This window comes from Paludibacterium paludis, assembly GCF_018802605.1.
GTDB classification, from domain to species: domain Bacteria; phylum Pseudomonadota; class Gammaproteobacteria; order Burkholderiales; family Chromobacteriaceae; genus Paludibacterium; species Paludibacterium paludis.
The window spans coordinates 43,355-61,543 of sequence record NZ_CP069161.1 but is presented as its reverse complement, the minus strand read 5'-3'; the positions used below and the strand labels follow the sequence as shown (position 1 = coordinate 61,543).

The window sequence follows — 18,189 nt, the reverse complement described above, 5'->3', positions numbered from 1 at the left end:
GGGATCGCCTCACGAAGCGCCCTGTTCCGGCATGGCCGAGGCGAGTACGGCCTCCACGCCGACATGCTGCAGTTTGCGCGCGTGGGTGATGGCATAGTAATGCTCGAACACCCCAGGAACATGACCGATGAGGCCGGCGGCGAAGGTTTCGGCGATATCGGCGGCGTCGAACGCCGAGGCCGGGAACAGGCCGAGTCCCTGACGGCCGAAGGTGTTGAGCAGCGCGCCGTCCTCGAATTCCGCGCGGATATCGACCCGTAGTCCTTCGCTGTCGAGCCATTGGTCAAGCTGGCTGCGCAGCACGTTGCCGCGGGTCGGCAGCAGCATCGGCGCACCGTCGAGCCTCCCGGGGAAGTCTTCCCGGTAGCGGTCGGCCAGCTCGCCCGCGCCGAACAGCATGACCGGACAGCGGGCCAGCAGGAACGAGCGGAATTGCTGCTGGGCGCCGGACGGCACCGGCCGGTCGGTGAGCACCATGTCCAGACGGTGCAGCGCCAGATCGCTCAACAGATCGTCGAAATCGCCTTCCAGGCAGCGCAGCCGCACCGGATGACGGCCTTCGATGGCCGGTGCGAGCAGTCGGCAGGAGACGGTCTTGGGCACGACATCGGCGATACCGACCGTGAAGCGCACACTGTGGGTCAGTTCGCCCTGCTGCAGCGAATCCTCCAGTTCCTCCCCCAACTGAAAAATCGTGTCCGCGTAGCGCAGGGCCAGGCGGCCGGCGTCGGTGAGCGCCAGGCGCCGCCCTTCCAGCGTGAACAGCGCCTGCCCGAGCGTCTGCTCGAGACGCGAGATCTGGCCGCTGACCGTCTGGGCGCTCATGCCGAGCGAGCGGGCCGCGCCGCTGACGCTCCCTTCGCGGGCCACAGCCCAGAAGTAGCGCAAATGCTTGTAATTCAGTTTGCCGGTCATGATTCGAAATTTTCGTACTGATCTTCCGATTATATTCGATTTATTCGTGCCTTAAATTCATCTATGCTGCACTTCACGTTATTACTTTCAAGGACGACTCACATGAAACGCGTGATTCTTCTGATCGTCACCAACATCGCGGTGATGCTGGTGCTCTCGGTGGCCGCCCATTTGCTGGGCCTTAACCGCTTCGTGTCCGGCGGCGGGTTGAACCTGACCACGTTGCTGGCGTTTTCGGCGCTGATGGGGTTTGGCGGCGCCTTCATTTCGCTGCTGTTGTCCAAGACCATGGCCAAGTGGTCGACCGGCGCGCGCGTCATCGAGCAGCCGTCCAACGAGACGGAGCGCTGGCTGATGTTCACGGTTCAGAAGCTCAGCGACCGCGCCGGGCTGGCGATGCCGGAAGTGGCGATCTACGAGGGCGAGCCGAACGCGTTCGCGACCGGCGCGAGCCGCAACAGTTCGCTGGTGGCGGTGTCCACGGGCCTGCTGGCCAACATGAACGAGAAGGAAGTCGAAGCGGTGCTCGCTCACGAAGTGGCGCACATCGCCAACGGCGACATGGTGACGCTGACGCTGATCCAGGGTGTGGTCAACACCTTCGTGTTCTTCCTGGCGCGCGTGGTGGGCTTTTTCGTCGACAAGGCGCTCAACAAGGACAGCGAATCGAGCGGCACCGGCATCGGCTATTTCGTCACCGTGGTGGTGTGCGAGATCCTGTTCGGCATCCTCGCCTCTGCCGTGGTCATGTACTTCTCGCGTCAGCGCGAATACCGCGCGGATGCCGGCGCCGCGGCCCTCCTGGGCAGCCCCGAGCCGATGGTGGCGGCGCTGCGCCGTCTTGGCGGGATGGACAGCGGCGCCTTGCCGGCCTCCATGGCCGCCTCGGGGATCTCGGGACGCGAAGGTCTGGTCGCGCTGTTTTCCAGCCATCCGAGCCTTGAGTCGCGCATCGAAGCGCTGAGCGCTCGCCGCGCCGTTTAATAAGGAGACGCCGCTTTTGGAAGCCTTGACGACCTTGTGGGCCGGCTACCCGCTCTGGGTGTGGCTGATGTTCATGGTGCTGGTTCTGGTGCTCCTGGCGTTCGACCTGGGTGTCCTGCACAAGGACCAGCACGAGATTTCGGTGTCCGAAAGCCTCAAGCTGTCGGCGTTCTACATCGCCGCCGGCCTCGCGTTCGGCGGCTGGGTGGCCTGGTACCGGGGCGCCGATGCCGGCATGCAGTATCTCACCGGCTATCTCGTGGAAAAGTCGCTGTCGATGGACAACATCTTCGTGATGGCGCTGATTTTCGGGGGGATGGGGATTCCGCGCGCCCTGCAGCACCGGGTGCTGTTCTGGGGCATTCTCGGCGTGATCGTGATGCGCGCGGTGATGATCGGCCTGGGCGCCTTCCTGGTGGCGAAATTCCAGTGGGTGCTGCTGCTGTTCGGCCTGTTCCTCATCGTGACCGGCGTGAAGATGCTGTTCGCCGACGACACGCCGCGCCCCCTCGAGGAAAACCGCGTCTACCGTTTTTTGCGTGGCCACTTGCGCCTGACGCCGACGCTGGTCGGCAAAGCGTTCGTGGTGCGCGGCGAGGCGCACGGACTGGCGCCCGGCTGGTGGGCGACCCCGCTGTTCCTGACGCTGATTCTGGTGGAGACGGCCGACCTGGTGTTCGCGGTGGACAGCATTCCGGCGATTTTCGCCATCACCCAGGACCCGTTCCTGGTCTACACCTCGAACATTTTCGCGATTCTCGGGCTGCGCGCCCTGTATTTCGCCCTGTCGGCGATGGTGGAGCGCTTCCACTATCTGAAATACGCGCTGTCGCTGGTGCTGGTGTTCATCGGCACGAAGGTGGGGCTGACCTACCTGCATGATCAGCAGTGGGTGGGATTCCACATCACCCCGCCAGTCTCGCTGACGGTGACGCTCGGCCTGCTCGCCGGCGGCGTGCTGTATTCGCTGCACCGTACGAAACACTAGTTTTCTTCAGCCTGTGTTGTGCCCCGTTGACCGGCCCCGCGCCGGTCTTTTTTTGCCCGTGTGGCTCACATCCCGCGCGCGGCCAGTTCCCGGCCCAGTCGTTCGGCCGCGTCGGCCAGCTCCGCATCCGGCACCGAGGCGAATCCAACGAGCAGGCCGGACAGCCGCGGCACGATCGCGTAGTCGGACACGGGGCGCAGATACAGCCCCGCGCGGGCCAGTTCCCGCGATAGCGCGGCATCGTCCATGCCGGCGGGCAGGCGGATCACGAAATGGAAGCCGCAGTGCTCGCCGGCGATGTGCGATTTGTCGATCCAGCGCGAGAGCGCCTGCAGCACGATATCGCGCCGCCGCTCGTAGACTCGCCGGCTCTGGCGGATATGCGCGTAGATGTCGCCGCTGGCGATCATCGAGGCCAGCGCCTGCTGTTCGATCTGGCCGGGCTGGGCGCCGGTGGCCCGCAGCTGGTGGATCAGGTCGTCGCGCCAGGCGCGAGGCGGAATCATGAACCCGATGCGCAAGGCCGAATACAGCACCTTGTTGAAGCTGCTGCAAAACAGCACATGGTCGTCCCGGTCGCTGGATTTGAGGGCCGGGGGCGGCGATTTGAGATAGCTGTACTCGCTGTCGTAATCGTCTTCGATGATCAGCGCGCCATGCTTTCGCGCCCAGCCGAGCAGTTCGGCGCGGCGCGAGGCGCTCATGGTGACCCCCAGGGGCGACTGGTGCGCGGGGGTCACGTAAACCGCGGCGGCGCGCTCGTCCAGGGTGGACACGCGAATCCCCTCTTCGTCCACCGGCGCGGGAAGCACGCGCAGGTGGCGCGCCTCGAACAGCCGCCGGGTCAACAGATAGCCCGGGTCCTCGATGTGCACGAGGTTGTCCGGGGGGGCGAGCATGCCCGACACCAGGCTGATGGATTGCCGGATACCGGTGGTGACCACCACGTCGTCCGGATCGCAGTCGATGCCGCGCAGGGTTTTCACGTACCCGACGATGGCCTCCCTGAGCGCCGCGAGACCCGCGCTGTCCATCAGATGCATGTCGGCCGGATGGATGCGGCGCGTGGCCTGGGTCAGGTGGCGGCGCCATTTGTCCATGTCCAGCAGCAGCGGATCGGCGAGTGGCGAGGCGAAGGCGTCGCCAAGGCGCAGCGAGCTGCAATGATTGAGCGAGGCCGGGGACGGCAACGGCGCGGAGGGGGTTCCGCCGGGGCCGCATGGCACCCGGCACGGGGTATCCGGCACCAGAAAATGCTCGGGCAGGCTGGCCGCGACGAAGGTGCCCGCGCCGCGCCGCCGGTCAAGGTAGCCTTCGATGCACAGCCGTTCGTAGGCCTGCTCCACCGTGCCGCGCGACAGCTTCCAGCGCGTGGACAGTTCCCGGCTGGACGGCACCTGCGAGCCCCGCGCCAGGCGGCCGCTGGCGATGGCCTGGCGCAGACTGCGGTACACCTGATCCTGGCGGGTCATCGGCACCGGGCCTGCGGGTTCTAGCAGGGGAAAATCCGGGGTTTTGATCGTGCGCATCGGGCAAGTGGTCCATTGAAAAAACGTTATTGTGGCGCTTCTTGATGATCCACTTACAGTCTACGCTGATGGGGTAGCAATAACAACATCACGAGGACATTTCCATGAAATCCGACCGTCCGTTTCCCCTGAACTGGCTTGGCCATCTCGCCCGTCTGTGGTGGCGGGGCATGACGATACATACGAACCGCACCCTGCGCGCCGAGACCGAGGCGCTGGAGCGTTACCGGGACATGGCCCGCAACGGCCTCCCGCCCCTTTCCGGCCGCAAGGACGGCGACTGGCGCTGATCCCGTGTGTCACTTCCGGGCGGCGACACTGTCGGGCAAAGGCTCCCCGCGCGGCCAGAACAACCACATCCTGCCGGGCTGCTGCATTCGTCCGGCGAGGCGTCCGGCTTGATCGCCCGTCCCCCAGAACAGATCGGCCCTGACGCGGCCCTTGATGGCGCCGCCGGTATCCTGGGCGACGACGGGGCGTGTCAGGAGCGGGCCATCCGGAAAGGTGGTGGCAAGCCAGACAAGGCTCCCCGGCGGCACGACGGTCGGGTCGGAGGCGATGCTGTAGCCGGCGGTCAGCGGAACGCCCGACGCGCCGATCGGCCCGGAATCGCTATCGGGCAGTGTGCGGAAAAACACATAGCTCGGGTTGGACGACACGAGGTCCGCGACACGCGCGGGGTGGGCATCGGCCCATGCCCGGATGCTGTCCATCGTCACCGTGCCGGGTTTGAGTTCGCCCTGCTCGATCAGCCAGCGGCCGATCGGGCGGTAAGGATGGCCATTCTGATCGGCATAGCCGACCCGCAGCTCACGGCCGTTGCCGAGCCGAATTCGTCCGGAACCCTGAACCTGCAGGAACTGCAGATCCATCGGATTTGCCAGCCAGGCGAGCGCCGGCGCTTTCGCTCCCTGGCGCAGCAAGGTCGCGGCATCGTCGTAGGGCACCACTTGGCGCCCGGACAGCCGGCCGCGCAGCCGCTTGCCCTTCAGCTCCGGATAGACGCCGGCGAGCGAGACCGTGACCAGATCGTCCGGCACGCCGTACACCGGCACCTTGAATGCGCTGTCCGGCGTCAGGCTGCCGCGGTAGACCGGTTCGTAATAGCCGGTGATCAGCCCGGTGTCGCCGCCGGTCTCGCCCAGCAGCGGCCGGATCTGCATGCGCTGTTCCAGAAAGCGGCGGATCGCATCGGCATCGTCAGGCAGGGACCGGGCCTCGCGGCAGGCCGTTTGCCAGGCGTCGCCGTAGCGCGCCCGGCCGCAATGCTCGCGCCAGACATCGAAGCCGGCCCGCAGGTCGCTGTCGGCGGCGGGGGGCAACGCGGCCAGTTCGACCGGTCGCGGCGGTGTATGGACAACCGGCGGTGTTTTCACCGCGCAGCCGCCGAGCAGGGCGCTCGCGATCAGCAGCGCATGGCGACGTGACATTCGATTTCCTTTCTTGTGTGCGTTAACAGGGGCCGCCACGTCCGGCGGCCGGCCAGAAACCCGGTCTGGCGCCACCGCCCGACTATAACCGACCCTTTCGCGCAGGGTATCGGAATCGGGCGGCACATGCCGGTAATTGCGCTGTTCCTACCATCCCAGACGCGCTTCTAACCGGCGGATTTCCTGACGCCATTGTGCCTGGCGCGCGGGTTTCTGGTGCGCGGGTTTCCGGGCCAGATCGGCGGCCAGGGCCGCTTCCAGTTCGTACAGGCGCGCGAGCAGCGCTTCCTCGCTGTTAGCGGCGGCTTCGCCCGTTGCCGGTACGGGGAGGGCCGGATCGGCCGCGGCGCGCGGCTCGCCGGTGCCGGCAAGGCTCCGGTAAGCGGTATCGGCATCCTGCCATTCGGTCAGACGCCCGTCCTTGACGACCCAGAAGCGCTGGCAGGCCGCTTCGATCAGGGCCCGTTCGTGAGAGACCAGCAAGAATCCCCCGGTAAATTCCGCGAGCGCGCCGGCCAGTTGTTCCTTGCCTTCCAGATCCAGGTGATTGGTCGGCTCGTCCAGCAGCAGAAAATGATGGCGCGCCAGTGACAGCGCGAGAAACAGCAGGCGCGAACGCTCGCCGCCGCTAAGCGTGGCGACGGTCTGGCCGTGGCGCTCGTAAGCAAAACCCGCCCGGATCAGCGCCTTGCGGCGCTCCTGTTCGGCGATCCGGGCGAACGGTTCGAGCGCGTCGCTCAGGGACGCCGCGTCGTCCAGCTGCTTCAGGCTTTGGTCGTAATAGCCGATCGCCGCTTTGCCGTGAAAGGCGATGCCGTCCTCGCCGCCGGATGCCAGAGCGCGCCAGCACTGGCGCAGCAGCGAGGATTTGCCGCTGCCGTTGGCGCCGATGAGCGCGACCCGGTCGCCGCAACGGATCGACTGCGGTCCGGTGTCGAACAGGACGGGAAGTCCGTCGGCGGGACGGACGGCCAGGTGGTCCAGTTCGAGGAGCCGCCGGCCGGGCAGGGCCTCGCCGCTCAGAACCAGACGCCAGGGGGCGCCGCGTGTCACGAACACCTGTTCGTCCTTCAGGGCGTCGACGCGTTTTTGCATGGCTTTCGCTTTGCGCGCCAGATCCTCGTTGTCGTAGGTTTTGCCCCAGATGGCCAGCCGGCGGCTGCTGGCCGCCAGCCGGTCGATTTCTTTTTGCTGGGCGCCGTGGCGCGCGCGCGCGGCCTCGTCCATTTGCGCCAGATAGCCGCGCGCCCCGCTGCAGGGGGCGTCGAAGGCGTACAGCCGCCGGTCGCGCAGTATCCAGCTTGCGCGGGTGACGTTGTCGAGCAGCCTCGCATCGTGGGAGACCAGGATGAAACCGCCGCGAAAGCGCTGCAGAAACCCTTCGAGCCACAACATGGAGGGCAGATCCAGATGGTTGCCCGGTTCGTCCAGCAGCAGCACATTGGGCTCCTTGAGCAGCGCGCGGCCGATCAGCAGGCGGGAGTGCTGCCCGCCGCTGAGCGCATCGGCCCGCACCGGGGCATGCTCCGGGGCGAAGCCCAGTTCGGCGATCAGGCTGTCGGCGCGCCAGGCGTCGGCGGGCGAATCGAGCGCGTCAAGCAGCGCGTCGCGCAGCGAAAGCCGGCCAAGCCGCGCGGGCAGATGCTGTTCGACGATCTGCATGCGGCACTGCCGAGCGCGCCGGATTTCGCCGGAAGTGGCTTCGAGGGTGCCGGCGAGCAGGCGCAACAGCGTGCTCTTGCCACTGCCGTTGTGACCGATCAGACCGATGCGGTCGCCGACATTCAGCGTAAAGGAAAGATCCTCGAACAGCGTGCCGTCGGCTGTGTCGAGTTGCAGGGATTGGGAGGAAATCAAAGTTGTCATGATGGCTCTTGCCTGAATTCATGGGACGCACGCATCCCTATCGACAGAGCACTGACGACAACGGAGAGCCGGGGTTGGCCCGTAATACGGTATAGGCGGGGTGTTGCTCCGGCCCGGTTATCGCAGTGCGGCGAAACTCGGGCGGGAGCCGTTGGCTATGCTGAAGGATTGGACCAGCCAGCGGACTGTGACCATCGAAAATGCCATATTAACCTCCTTTCTTTTCAATGAGGTGGATACGATTCCGCCATCCTAACCCGTTACCGGGCGGCGGGCAACCGGACGCGCGTCAGGGCGCAAGGTGCCGGGCGCCCTGCAGCAGCATGAAACTCCCGATGGCCAGCATCAGGATACTCGACAGGTAAGGCGCGCGGCGCGCCAGTTCGCCCAGGCGTCCCGAACGGCGTGCCATCGCCGAGGCGGCGAGCGCCGAGACGACGCCCACGCCGACCAGTGCGATGGCCAGTCCGGCGCTGAACGACAGCACCAGTGCCGCGCCCAGCGCGAAGCGCTTCAGATGCAGGCAAATCATCAGCAGCGTCACCGAGGCCGGACAGGGGAGCAGCCCGCCGGTGAGGCCGAACAAGGCGATCTGGGCGGTCGATGCCTCCTTGCCGGCGAAACGCCGGCGGATGTCTTCGGCATGCTCGCGTGCGTGCGCGTCCTGGTAGCCGGTATCCGGGTCGTGGCGCCGGTAGCGCAGGCTGGCCGCTCCGGGCGACGGCGCGCGGGCGCGATGGCGTCCATGATGGCGATGGACGTGATCATGGCGGCCCGCGGCGAGGACATCGCGCCGGGTGCGCCAGGCCATCCACAGCGCCATGCCGATGACGATGGCGCCGGAGAGCAGCATGAACCAGGGTTCGGCCTGTTCGGCGATCAGGCGATTGCCGAATTCGAGCGCGGCGGCGGCCAGGAGCCAGACCACCAGAGAATGGGACAGCGCCGCGCAAAGCCCGAGCAGAACCGCCTGGACGACCGTGCCGCGGATGGCGATGATGAACGCGGCCATCATGGTTTTGGAGTGGCCCGGCTCGAGCCCGTGCAGGGCGCCCAGCAAAATCGCCGAGGGAATGAACAGCCAGAGGTTGTTCGAGCCTTGTTGAATCAGATCGGCAAGGGGGGGCATGGGACGCTGTCGCTCCTCGTCAGGTGTCGATGAATGCAGAGTGAACTATACTGTCCCCCAGTATAAAACATTGGAGAAGACAACGCGCCATGACGCATACCACACGCGATAAGCAGGCTTTGCTGACACGGGTCAGACGCATCCGTGGCCAGGTCGAGGCCCTGGAAAACGCGCTGCGCGACGACGCGGGCTGCATGGCCATCCTGCAGCAGGTCGCGGCGGTGCGCGGCGCGGCCAACGGTTTGCTGGTGCGCATGCTGGAAGACCATCTGCGCGAACACCTGGGCCCCGATGCCGACGACGGCGCGCGGCGCCGGGCCGATGTGGAAGACGTGGCAATCCTGCTGCGCCGCTATCTGAAGTGACCGCGCTGTCTATACTGACCGGGCCGGCCCGTGTTGTGCGGTGCCGGCCGGTCGGATCGTGACGGCTGGCGCCGCGCGTGTCTTCGGCGACATGGCCTGACCGGACGCAAGGAGGCTCCGGCCATTGTCGAAGAAGGCGCAAATACCATGACGGCCACGATACGCGCGTCGATGCTGCACCCCCTGCTGGCCATCCTGAAGGAACAGGGGCTTGATGCGCGGGCTTCGTGCGGCCTGGATGCGGCCATGCTGCGCGATCCGTCCGCCCGCCTGCCGTTCGGCCTGGCGGTGAACGCCATCGAAGCGGCGGCGCTGCGCTGCGGGCTGCCAAGCATCGGGCTTTACATGGCCGAGCTGCGCCGCCTTGACGATGTGGGCGATTACTATCCGCTGGCCGGTTCCGCGCCGAGCGTGCTGTGCGCATTGCGGGATTTTTGCGCGTTCGCCGCGCTGATCAGTCCGGCCCTGGGCGCCATGGTGAATGTCGACACCGGGCGGGACAGGGTGGTGTTCGCCATCGAGATCAATCTGGAGGCGCCGGCCCGGCTGGTGCAAATCATGGAGTACCTGCTGGCGCTCGTGGCGCGCATGATGCGAACCCTGAGCGGCGGAGCCGTGCAGCCTGTCGCGCTGACGTTCCGCCACAGCCCCCGCTCGCACGGGCTGGATTACAGCCATTATTTCGGTGCGCCGGTTTTGTTCCGCCAGCCGCTCAACACCCTCGAATTCTCGTTGCCCGAGGCTCTGGCTCCGCTGCCCGGTCACGACGACTCCCTGTACCGCTGCCGCCGCGAGGCGCTGGCCGCGTCCTTCGAACAGCGGTTTTCGTTCGCCGCCGATGTGCTCAACCGTACCCGCTTGCTGATTCTGATGTCCCGCGGCGATCTGGAGTCGCTGGCCGCATCGTACGGCATGGGCGTGCGCTCTTTGCAGCGCCGCCTGGAGGGGCACGGCACCACCTTCGCCGAAGTGCTCGAATGCGCGAGGCGGCGGCTGTTCGCCGAAATGATTCTCGACCCGCGCACCACGCTTGGGGTGATTTCCCTGCATTTGGGGTATGCCAATCAGAGCACCTTGCACAAGGCTTGCCTGCGCTGGTACGGACTCACTCCGAGCGCGGTGCGCAAAAGAGCGCTGGAGGGAAAAAGGGAAACGTATCCTGGGTGAAAAGAGCGAGTTTACGAGCGCAAAAAATGCGATCGTCTTAATTGTGAGTGCGTTGGGTCAAAGACTGTCGTGATAAGCGAAAAATAACGGATCGCTTTGTCGTGCAAAGACAAAATATGCATATAGAGTCACATGCCAATATCAGTTAATCTCGATTGGCAAAAAAGAATGCATTCAAAATATTTTCGTTTAGCGCTTGCCAAATAATTTCCGGATGATCTGAATAATGTCGGCCTTGGTTCGTTCAGCATTACTTCATACCTTACCAAGTATACTGAGCGAACATAATATAAACGTCGCCGGGTTCATGGCTCTTTGCAAACTTGAATCGGATTGGCTGGTCAACGCGGAAAAGCTTGTCCCGCTTGCTCTGGTCGTCGAAGCGCTGGAGCAGGCCGCGCAAGTTTGCCAATTGCCGTGCATCGGACTTTATATGGCCGAGGCGCGGCGCCTCGATGATATCGGGGATATTTTCCGGGTGGCGCGCGTCGCCCCGACTTTTCTGGATGCTCTGCAGGACTTTTGTGAATATTGCCAAATAATCAGTCCGGCGATTTGCGCTGTTTTACGAATAGATGAAGACCGGGACCGGGTTTATTTCTATCTCGATATAAATCTAGATATTCAGGTAACGATAGTACAAATTATTGAATATGCTATATCGCTATCCTGCAAGGTCTATCAGGCGCTGGGACCGCCCGACTCCGGTCCCGAGGCGATCTGCTTCCGTCACAGTCCGCGAGTGAACACGCTCGATTACGCCAATTATTTCGGTGTCCCCGTTTCGTTCCGTCAATCCCTGAATGCCGTCGAATTCAAGCTCGGCGCACTGCGCCGGCCGATGCCAAGCTACAACTACGCGATGTATTTCCAGCTTCGGGACAAGCTGATGCATACCCGCCGGCAGGTCCACAGGTTCGAGCAGGATGTCCGGAACCAGGTACGGCTGCTGATTCTGATGTCCGAATGTCATTTAGATACGTTAGCGCAACGGTATCAATTGCATGCACGAACCTTTCAGCGGCAACTGGCGCGCGCCGGACTGACCTTCACCGGTCTTGTCGATGCGGCAAGAAAACAACTGTTCTCGGAAATGGTGCTCGATACCCGGATGGGCTTCGGCGTGATTTCCCAGGCGTTGGGATATGCCAACCAGAGCACACTGCACAAAGCCTGCCTGCGCTGGTTCGGCATGACGCCAAGGGAATTGAGGAAGAGCGGCAAAACGGCGCTCTCCTGAAGGATCCGTTGCGATCCGCCGAGTTTCTCATTGTCTGTGAACGTTGGAACCTTGTATGAAGATCACCCAGAAAATCCTCCTGTCCCTGGCCGTCCCCCTGCTCGCGCTCGTGGTGACGGCGGTTCTTGCCCTGATGAAGTTGAACGAGGCCAATCAGCGCTTCGAATACATCATGGCCAACACCGTGCCCAGCATACAGACGCTCGACCGCGCCAAGGCGGCGCTGACCGACATGCGTCTATTGAACTACCGGCACTCGATCGTGGCGGCGGCCGAGCAGAAGGCGCGGCTGGATGGCGAGATCGCCGAAGCGGATCGCCAGCTCGACAGCGCGCTCAAAGAGTACGGCGAGCGTCTTGCCGTCGACGACGAGGATCGCCGCCTGCTGGCGCAGGAGCGCGAGGCGCTGGCGAGTTTCCGGCAATTGCGCCAGCCGTTCTTCACGCTGTCGCGAAGCGGGCAGACCGCCCAGGCGCAGTCGCTGCTGATCGGCGGGGAACTGGGCAAGGCGGCCAATACGCTGAGGGATGTGCTCAACAAGCATATCGATTACAACTATGGCCATGCCAAAGTTCTCGCCGAGGAGAACAAAGTGGCCTATGACCGCGCGCTGACGATCCTGGTGACGGTCGCACTGGTGATTTTCCTGGTGTCCGCGCTGATCGCGCTGCAGCTTTTCCTGTCGTTGCGCCGCAGTGTCCGGGCGATCGCCGCCACGCTGACCGGGGTGACAGACTCGCTGGACTTCCGTCAGCGCGCCGAAGTCCTGAACCGTGATGAGCTGGGGCAGACCGCCGGCGCGTTCAACCAGTTGCTCGACAAGCTGCAAGCCAGTTTCGCGGACATCCTGTCGGTGCTGGGCGAGGTCGACCGTGGAATGGATCATGTCGCCCAGACCGCGACGGGCATCGCCGGCGCGTCCTCGGGACAGAGCGACGCGGCATCGGAAATGGCCGCGTCGGTCGAGGAGTTGACGGTCAGCATCAATCTGGTGGCCGAACGCGCCCGCGACGCCTCCGGCCAGACCGCCGAGGCCGGCGATGCGGCGCTGCGCGGCAGCGAGGCGATTCTCGAAACCATCGACAGCATCCGCTCCATGGCCGAACAGATGAGCGAGACCGCGTCGCGTGTCAAGGCCATGCAGAACGACGCCGCCAAGATCGCCGTGGTGCTCGGCGTGATCAAGGACATCGCCGAACAGACCAACCTTCTGGCGCTCAACGCGGCCATCGAAGCGGCGCGGGCCGGTGAAACCGGCCGGGGGTTCGCGGTGGTGGCGGACGAAGTGCGCAAGCTCTCGGAGCGCACCGCCCTGTCGACCACCGAGATCAACGCGGTGATCGACAGCATGCGGCGCTCCACCGATTCGGCGGTCGATACCATCGAAACCATGGCCAGCCAGGTGACCCGAGATGTGGACAAGGCCAACGCCGCGAACGAAGCGATCCGCCAGATTCGCGAGACCACCGGCAATGCCATGCGCCTGGTCAGCGAGATCAGCGACAGCATCGGCGAGCAGAGCTCCGCGAGCCAGCTGCTGGCCCAGCGCGTCGAGCAGGTCGCGCTGCAGGCCCAGAACAACGCGCACGCGGCGCGCCAGTCGGAGGAGCTCAACCACAAGCTCAAGGAGCAGGTGCACGGCATCGTCGGCGTGGTCATGCGCTATAAAGTCTGATTTTCCAGGGGGGGCGTCCCATGTCGGCCGCTGTCGTGATCATCGCCGTGTTGTTGACGCTGGCCGGTGCGGTATGGCTATGGCGGCGCGTGGCGCGCCGCCGCGACGTTCTGTCCGTCCTGCCCGGCCGTTCCGAACTGTACGGCCGCTTTTCCGCGGCCGGACAAGACGGATTTTGCGTGGCGCTGCTCAATATCGACGGTTTTCGGCGCATCAATGACGCGCACGGCTACCCGGTCGGGGACGCCGTGCTCGAAACGATGGCGGCCCGCTTGCGCGAGGGGGTGGGCGACGGCGATGGAGTATTCCGGCTAAGCGGCGACGAGTTCGCGCTTTTGCTGCGCTCCGTGCCCGACCGTGTCCGCGCGGCGCCTTTGCTGTCGCGCCTGATCGCCGAGCTTGGCAGACCGATGCCCGCGCTCGCGGCTCCGCAGACGATATCGGTCAGCTGCGGTGCGGCGTGCTGCCCATCGGACGGCCGCGAACGCTCGACGCTGCTGGCGCGTGCCGATCTCGCCTTGCGCGAGGTCCGGCGCGCTGCTCATGGGGGCGTGGCGTTTTTCGACGCGGACATGGGCCGGCGCGAAGACGAGCGCCGCCGTATCCGCAGAGCGCTGATGGATGAGGAAGAGGGCATGGCGCTGACCCTGCATTATCAGCCCATCGTCGATCTGCGCAGCCGGCGCGTGGCGGGGTTCGAGGCGTTGGCAAGGCTGCGCGACGATCGTCTTGGCTGGATTCCTCCGGGACGCTTCATCGGCATCGCCGAAGAAGACGGCCTGATCGGCCCGCTCAGCGCACGGCTTCTGGCCATGGCGTGCCGCGACGCCCTCGCCTGGCCCGCGCATCTTGGCCTGTCCTTCAACCTGTCGGCGCTCGAACTGAAAGATCCGGCGACCGCGGGACGGATTCTCGGCATTCTCGATGAGGCGGGGTTTTCGCCGGCGCGTCTGGAACTGGAGGTGACGGAAAGCGCCATGTCGCACCACGCCGATGGCGCGGAGGCCGTCATCGATGCGTTGCGGGCCCGCGGCGCGAGCGTATCGATCGATGATTTCGGCACCGGCTTTTCCGGGATGGCGCGCCTTGGGCGCTTGCGCTTCGACCGTCTGAAGGTGGACCGCTGTTTCGTCTCGCGCCTGGACGACGCCCGGCAGCGCACCATTGTGCGCTCCATCATCGCCCTGGGGCATGATCTTGGCATGGCCATCGTCGCCGAGGGTATCGAGACACCGGCGCAAAGCCGCTGGCTGGCCGCGGAGGGCTGTGATTTCGGCCAAGGCTTTTTTTACGGCAAACCCAGACCCATGGACAGCCCGTATCCCGCCAGGAACGTCGGCGTGCTGTGCGGGAAGCCGGCATAGCGCCGGACCTGTCAGGGCACCACCATGCCTTCGCCGCGCCCGCGCGGATCCGAGGCCGTCACCGGCGTTCCGTCGTCGGATACCCGGATCGCCTGGATGTCCCCCATGCGCCAGCCCTGATCCTTCAGCACATAACCCATGGCCTTGAGTTCGTCGGCCACCGGGCCGTCGAGCGGTGCGTAGTCGTCATAGAACAGGGTATCTTTCGGCAGCAGCTGATGATGAACGCGCTGCGCCGCGACGGCATCCTGCAGCGGCATGGCAAAGTCGTAAAGATTGTTCAGCACCTGGAAGATCGAGGTGAAAATCCGCGAACCGCCGGGAGTGCCGATCACCAGCACCACGCGGCCATCGCGGGTAAGGATGGTCGGCGACATCGACGAGAGCATGCGCTTGCCCGGGGCGATGGCGTTGGCGTCCCGGCCGACGACGCCGAAGGCATTGGCGGTGCCGGGTTTGGCGCTGAAGTCGTCCATTTCGTTATTGAGCAGGAAACCCGCGCCGCGAACCACCACGCCGCTGCCGAAATCCAGGTTCAGTGTATACGTGTTCGCCACGGCATTACCCCATTTGTCGATCAGGGAGAAATGCGTGGTCTGATGCGGCTCGAGGCCCGCCTTGATCGAGCCGGTCGGTGAAATCGAGGCCGGGTTGATGTCGGCGGCGCGGCCGGCCAGATAGACCGGGTCGGTCAGCCGCTCGGTCGGCACCTTCGAGAAATCCGGGTCGCCCAGGTAGTCGGCGCGGTCGGCGAAGACCCGTTTTTCGATTTCCGCCAGCAGGTGCAGGTAGCGCGCCGAATTGTGCGCGACCTGGCGGAAATCGGCGGCGCGGTAGTCTTTCAACAGCAGCAACTGCGCCAGGGCGATGCCCCCCGAGCTTGGCGGCGGAGCGGTATGGATCCGGTGGCCGCGCCACTCGAAGCTGACCGGATCGCGCCAGCGCGCGGTGTAACCGCGCAGATCATCCATATCGATCAGGCCGTTGTCGCGGCGCATCTGCCGGACCAGGAGCCGGGCGGTGGTTCCCCGGTAAAAATCCTCCGGCCCCTGGCGCGCGATGCGCCTGAGCGTGGCGGCCAGTTCCGGCTGGCGGAAGGTGGCGCCGGCCTTGAGCGAGCCGAAATAACGGGCGAAGCCGGTTTTCCCCGCGAACTGGCGCAAGGCGTCGGCGCGGTACTGGTATTGTTGGGGCGCGACGGTGAAACCATGTTCCGCATAGACGATCGCCGGCCGCACGAGGTCGGCCCACTTGAGCCGGCCAAAGCGCCGGTGCGCTTCCCACAGACCCATCACGGTGCCGGGTACGCCGGCGGCGCGCGCGCCGATCAGGCTGAGGTTCTCGACGACATTGCCATCGGTGTCGAGGTACATGTCGCGCGTGGCGGCGCGCGGCGCGGTTTCGCGATAATCCAGAAAATACGCCTTGCCGTCCATGTACACGGTCATGAATCCGCCGCCGCCGATATTGCCGGCTTCGGGATAGGTCACCGCGAGGGTGAACGCGGTGGCCACGGCCGCGTCCACGGCGTTGCCGCCAGCACGAAGGATATCGGCGGCAACGCCGGCGCTGTAGCGGTCGGGCGCCGCCACCGCGCCGGCGGTCAGGGCTTGGGCCGGACTGGCAAGGCAGCCGAGCAGCAGCGCAATGCGGAACGAGGGTGAATGGTATGTCATGAAGATCTCCTTCGCGGCGGGGCACGGACTAGTGGTGGCCGAGCGCCGGCCGCAGCACCGACAGCAGGGAGAGGCCCATCGGGCTGCCCCAGCCTGCCACGGCGTTGTAGCCCGGACCCGCGGCGTAGCCGCCGGCCGTCGCGGTGATATTGTTGCCCCGGGTGATTTCGTGGCATCCCAGGGCGCCGAGTGTCTGGCCGCCTGCCGTGTGCTGGTACAGCAGCGGGGTCAGGTAACCGACCGTTTCCATGCCGCCCAGTTGCTGGTTGACGCGCGCGACCAGCGCCGCCCAGACCGGCGCGGCCGCGCTGGTGCCCCCGCTGATGCCGCGCTTGCCGTCGACCACGATGAAATAGCCGGTGTCCAGGCTCGCGTTGGCCGCCACATCGGGCACGCAACGGCCAGTGCCCGCGCCGGGGTTGACCGATTCGACCGCCACATCCTGCTGCCAGGGCGGGCAGGCGAACAGGCGGCTGACGCCGCCTCCGGTGCAGCCTCCTCCTCTCTGGCGCAGGCCGATGCCCTCCATCCAGGCGGTTTCCTCGAAGCCGCCGTCGCGCCGGGCCAGGCGTGTGCCGCCCACGGCCAGCACATAGGGACTCGCCGCCGGAAAATCCGCATGGGCCAGACCGTCCCCGACCTGATCGTCCGAACCGTCGTCGCCGCTGGCCGCGCATACGGTGACTCCCAGCAGGGCCGCTTCCATCAGGCTGTCGTTGATCACCCTGATCGCCATCGGCGTCCAGGCTCCGTGGTCCTCGGAGTTGCCCCAACTGATGGAGATGACATGCGCCGGATAATCCGGATTGTGCAATGCCGCATCGAACGCATCCACCCAGCCCTGTTCGGTGCCCGCGCCGAAATAGACCGGAATGGTGGCGGCCGGACAGAGGCCGGCGATGATCTCGATGTCGAGCATCACTTCGCTTTGCGCGCCGTCGCGCCGGTTGGTCGGTGTGGCGTCGATGCTTTGCGGGATCACGGTCGGCACCGGTATGCCGGTTTCCCGGCAGAATTCGGTCAGGTCGCGGCTGAAGTATCCGCCGCCGAATTCGAGCAGGGCGACGATTTGGCCTTTGCCGTCGCCGTGCGGAAACTGGTAGGCGCTGGCCACCTCTCCCGGGTAAAACCAGTCCCGCGATGCGGCGGTGTCACGCGCGTCGTCCAGATGTTTCATGGCCTGCCAGCGGCGCTTGACGACGCGGCGCGTGTCGAGTCCGAAGACGCCTTCGACGATGCCGTCAAGCTCGCGGGGAATGGCGAGTGGCCCAAGGCGGCCGCGAAAGCGTCCGGACGGATGGGCGTAATCCGCCAGTTGCGTGGCGAATGCCGCTTCCATGGCCGAGGACGGACCGGCCAGGCGCACCGTGCGGGTGGTGCCGTTCATGGCCGTCAGGTTCAATCCGTAACAACCCAGCGCGTCGACAACCGCCTGCAGGTCGCCGCTCGCCGCGCCATACCGTTCGGTGAAGTCGTCGCGTCCGAGCACGTCGTCCGGCCGGCATGACAAATCGGGAAGAGGATGCGCCCGGCGCACTTTGACGGTGATGTCGATATGCTCATCCGGGTCGGTGCGCCCGAGAAGGTGCGAGCCCGGCATGGCGATACGCTCGGAGCCGGTCAACAGGATGTGGGTGGCAGGATGCATGCCAAGGGCCCTCATCAGGACTGCCCGGCCAGCCGGTCGGCGACGGCCGGATTACGAGAAATCGGGTGAAATTGTTTATAGCCGTCCCCGGCGGCGCCTGCGAACGGCACAAAGGACAGGTGGTTTCAAGGCCGGCATTTCTCTTGCGCCTGCGCAACCGTTACAATGGAGGGTTGTTGAATCGACACCAACCCCTGGTTTTTGGAAAGTACC

General features: G+C 65.3%; 15 protein-coding genes. 8 read left to right on the top strand and 7 right to left on the bottom strand.

Annotated elements, in window-relative coordinates:
- Positions 1-9: 9 nt before the first annotated feature.
- Entirely contained in the window at positions 10-915 is a 906-nt protein-coding gene (locus JNO50_RS00240) for a LysR family transcriptional regulator (protein ID WP_189532620.1), read from the bottom strand.
- A gap of 102 nt (positions 916-1,017) precedes the next feature.
- Here JNO50_RS00240 and htpX point away from each other — a divergent pair, with 102 nt between their 5' ends.
- Positions 1,018-1,899 carry a protease HtpX gene (gene htpX / locus JNO50_RS00235; protein WP_189532618.1) on the top strand — a complete coding sequence of 294 codons (882 nt, stop codon included), beginning with the start codon at positions 1,018-1,020 and terminating at the stop codon, positions 1,897-1,899.
- 16 nt (positions 1,900-1,915) lie between these two features.
- On the top strand, positions 1,916-2,887 hold the full coding sequence (locus JNO50_RS00230) for a TerC family protein (protein WP_189532616.1): 972 nt from the start codon (positions 1,916-1,918) through the stop codon (positions 2,885-2,887).
- 65 nt (positions 2,888-2,952) lie between these two features.
- On the opposite strand, the gene pdxR is transcribed toward JNO50_RS00230, so the two are convergent.
- The gene (gene pdxR, locus JNO50_RS00225; RefSeq protein WP_189532614.1) at positions 2,953-4,416 is read right to left on the bottom strand and encodes a MocR-like pyridoxine biosynthesis transcription factor PdxR; all 1,464 of its coding nucleotides are present in this window, start codon (positions 4,414-4,416) and stop codon (positions 2,953-2,955) included.
- A 104-nt stretch (positions 4,417-4,520) separates the two neighbouring features.
- On the opposite strand from pdxR, the gene JNO50_RS00220 reads away from it, so the two are divergent.
- Positions 4,521-4,706, top strand: coding sequence for a hypothetical protein (locus tag JNO50_RS00220; protein ID WP_189532612.1), 186 nt, complete (start codon positions 4,521-4,523; stop codon positions 4,704-4,706).
- Between the two features lie 9 nt (positions 4,707-4,715).
- On the opposite strand, the gene mltA is transcribed toward JNO50_RS00220, so the two are convergent.
- The 3 genes from mltA to JNO50_RS00205 all read right to left on the bottom strand — a co-directional run bounded on the left by mltA (position 4,716) and on the right by JNO50_RS00205 (position 8,841).
- Entirely contained in the window at positions 4,716-5,846 is a 1,131-nt protein-coding gene (gene mltA / locus JNO50_RS00215; protein ID WP_189532610.1) for a murein transglycosylase A, read from the bottom strand.
- Between the two features lie 147 nt (positions 5,847-5,993).
- A complete protein-coding gene (locus JNO50_RS00210) occupies positions 5,994-7,712 on the bottom strand; it encodes an ABC-F family ATP-binding cassette domain-containing protein (RefSeq protein WP_189532608.1) in 1,719 nt (572 codons plus the stop codon).
- 289 nt (positions 7,713-8,001) lie between these two features.
- Positions 8,002-8,841 (bottom strand): nickel/cobalt efflux transporter, encoded by an 840-nt coding sequence (locus tag JNO50_RS00205; protein ID WP_189532606.1) that lies wholly within the window; start codon positions 8,839-8,841, stop codon positions 8,002-8,004.
- 89 nt (positions 8,842-8,930) lie between these two features.
- Between JNO50_RS00205 and JNO50_RS00200 the strand changes: the two genes are divergently transcribed.
- From JNO50_RS00200 to JNO50_RS00180, 5 genes are all read left to right on the top strand, one after another.
- A complete protein-coding gene (locus JNO50_RS00200; RefSeq protein WP_189532604.1) occupies positions 8,931-9,206 on the top strand; it encodes a metal/formaldehyde-sensitive transcriptional repressor in 276 nt (91 codons plus the stop codon).
- Positions 9,207-9,353: 147 nt separating this feature from the next.
- Positions 9,354-10,373 carry an AraC family transcriptional regulator gene (locus tag JNO50_RS00195; protein ID WP_189532602.1) on the top strand — a complete coding sequence of 340 codons (1,020 nt, stop codon included), beginning with the start codon at positions 9,354-9,356 and terminating at the stop codon, positions 10,371-10,373.
- Positions 10,374-10,599: 226 nt separating this feature from the next.
- Positions 10,600-11,613 (top strand): AraC family transcriptional regulator, encoded by a 1,014-nt coding sequence (locus JNO50_RS00190; protein WP_189532600.1) that lies wholly within the window; start codon positions 10,600-10,602, stop codon positions 11,611-11,613.
- Positions 11,614-11,668: 55 nt separating this feature from the next.
- Positions 11,669-13,288 (top strand): methyl-accepting chemotaxis protein, encoded by a 1,620-nt coding sequence (locus JNO50_RS00185; RefSeq protein WP_189532598.1) that lies wholly within the window; start codon positions 11,669-11,671, stop codon positions 13,286-13,288.
- Positions 13,289-13,308: 20 nt separating this feature from the next.
- Positions 13,309-14,652 carry a putative bifunctional diguanylate cyclase/phosphodiesterase gene (locus tag JNO50_RS00180; protein ID WP_189532596.1) on the top strand — a complete coding sequence of 448 codons (1,344 nt, stop codon included), beginning with the start codon at positions 13,309-13,311 and terminating at the stop codon, positions 14,650-14,652.
- A gap of 11 nt (positions 14,653-14,663) precedes the next feature.
- On the opposite strand, the gene ggt is transcribed toward JNO50_RS00180, so the two are convergent.
- Together ggt and JNO50_RS00170 are read right to left on the bottom strand one after the other, a co-directional pair.
- Entirely contained in the window at positions 14,664-16,328 is a 1,665-nt protein-coding gene (ggt, locus tag JNO50_RS00175) for a gamma-glutamyltransferase (RefSeq protein ID WP_215796435.1), read from the bottom strand.
- A gap of 28 nt (positions 16,329-16,356) precedes the next feature.
- Positions 16,357-17,976: a S53 family peptidase gene (locus JNO50_RS00170; RefSeq protein ID WP_189532594.1), complete on the bottom strand. Its 1,620-nt coding sequence runs from the start codon at positions 17,974-17,976 to the stop codon at positions 16,357-16,359.
- Positions 17,977-18,189 lie beyond the last annotated feature (213 nt).

Excerpts from the sequence above, each read along its gene's own strand:
- JNO50_RS00240 (WP_189532620.1), bottom strand. The coding sequence starts at position 915 with ATGACCGGCAAACTGAATTACAAGCATTTGCGCTACTTCTGGGCTGTG.
- htpX (WP_189532618.1), top strand. The coding sequence starts at position 1,018 with ATGAAACGCGTGATTCTTCTGATCGTCACCAACATCGCGGTGATGCTG.
- pdxR (WP_189532614.1), bottom strand. The coding sequence starts at position 4,416 with ATGCGCACGATCAAAACCCCGGATTTTCCCCTGCTAGAACCCGCAGGC.
- JNO50_RS00220 (WP_189532612.1), top strand. The coding sequence starts at position 4,521 with ATGAAATCCGACCGTCCGTTTCCCCTGAACTGGCTTGGCCATCTCGCC.
- mltA (WP_189532610.1), bottom strand. The coding sequence starts at position 5,846 with ATGTCACGTCGCCATGCGCTGCTGATCGCGAGCGCCCTGCTCGGCGGC.
- JNO50_RS00210 (WP_189532608.1), bottom strand. The coding sequence starts at position 7,712 with ATGACAACTTTGATTTCCTCCCAATCCCTGCAACTCGACACAGCCGAC.
- JNO50_RS00205 (WP_189532606.1), bottom strand. The coding sequence starts at position 8,841 with ATGCCCCCCCTTGCCGATCTGATTCAACAAGGCTCGAACAACCTCTGG.
- JNO50_RS00200 (WP_189532604.1), top strand. The coding sequence starts at position 8,931 with ATGACGCATACCACACGCGATAAGCAGGCTTTGCTGACACGGGTCAGA.
- JNO50_RS00195 (WP_189532602.1), top strand. The coding sequence starts at position 9,354 with ATGACGGCCACGATACGCGCGTCGATGCTGCACCCCCTGCTGGCCATC.
- JNO50_RS00190 (WP_189532600.1), top strand. The coding sequence starts at position 10,600 with ATGTCGGCCTTGGTTCGTTCAGCATTACTTCATACCTTACCAAGTATA.
- JNO50_RS00185 (WP_189532598.1), top strand. The coding sequence starts at position 11,669 with ATGAAGATCACCCAGAAAATCCTCCTGTCCCTGGCCGTCCCCCTGCTC.
- JNO50_RS00180 (WP_189532596.1), top strand. The coding sequence starts at position 13,309 with ATGTCGGCCGCTGTCGTGATCATCGCCGTGTTGTTGACGCTGGCCGGT.
- ggt (WP_215796435.1), bottom strand. The coding sequence starts at position 16,328 with ATGACATACCATTCACCCTCGTTCCGCATTGCGCTGCTGCTCGGCTGC.
- JNO50_RS00170 (WP_189532594.1), bottom strand. The coding sequence starts at position 17,976 with ATGCATCCTGCCACCCACATCCTGTTGACCGGCTCCGAGCGTATCGCC.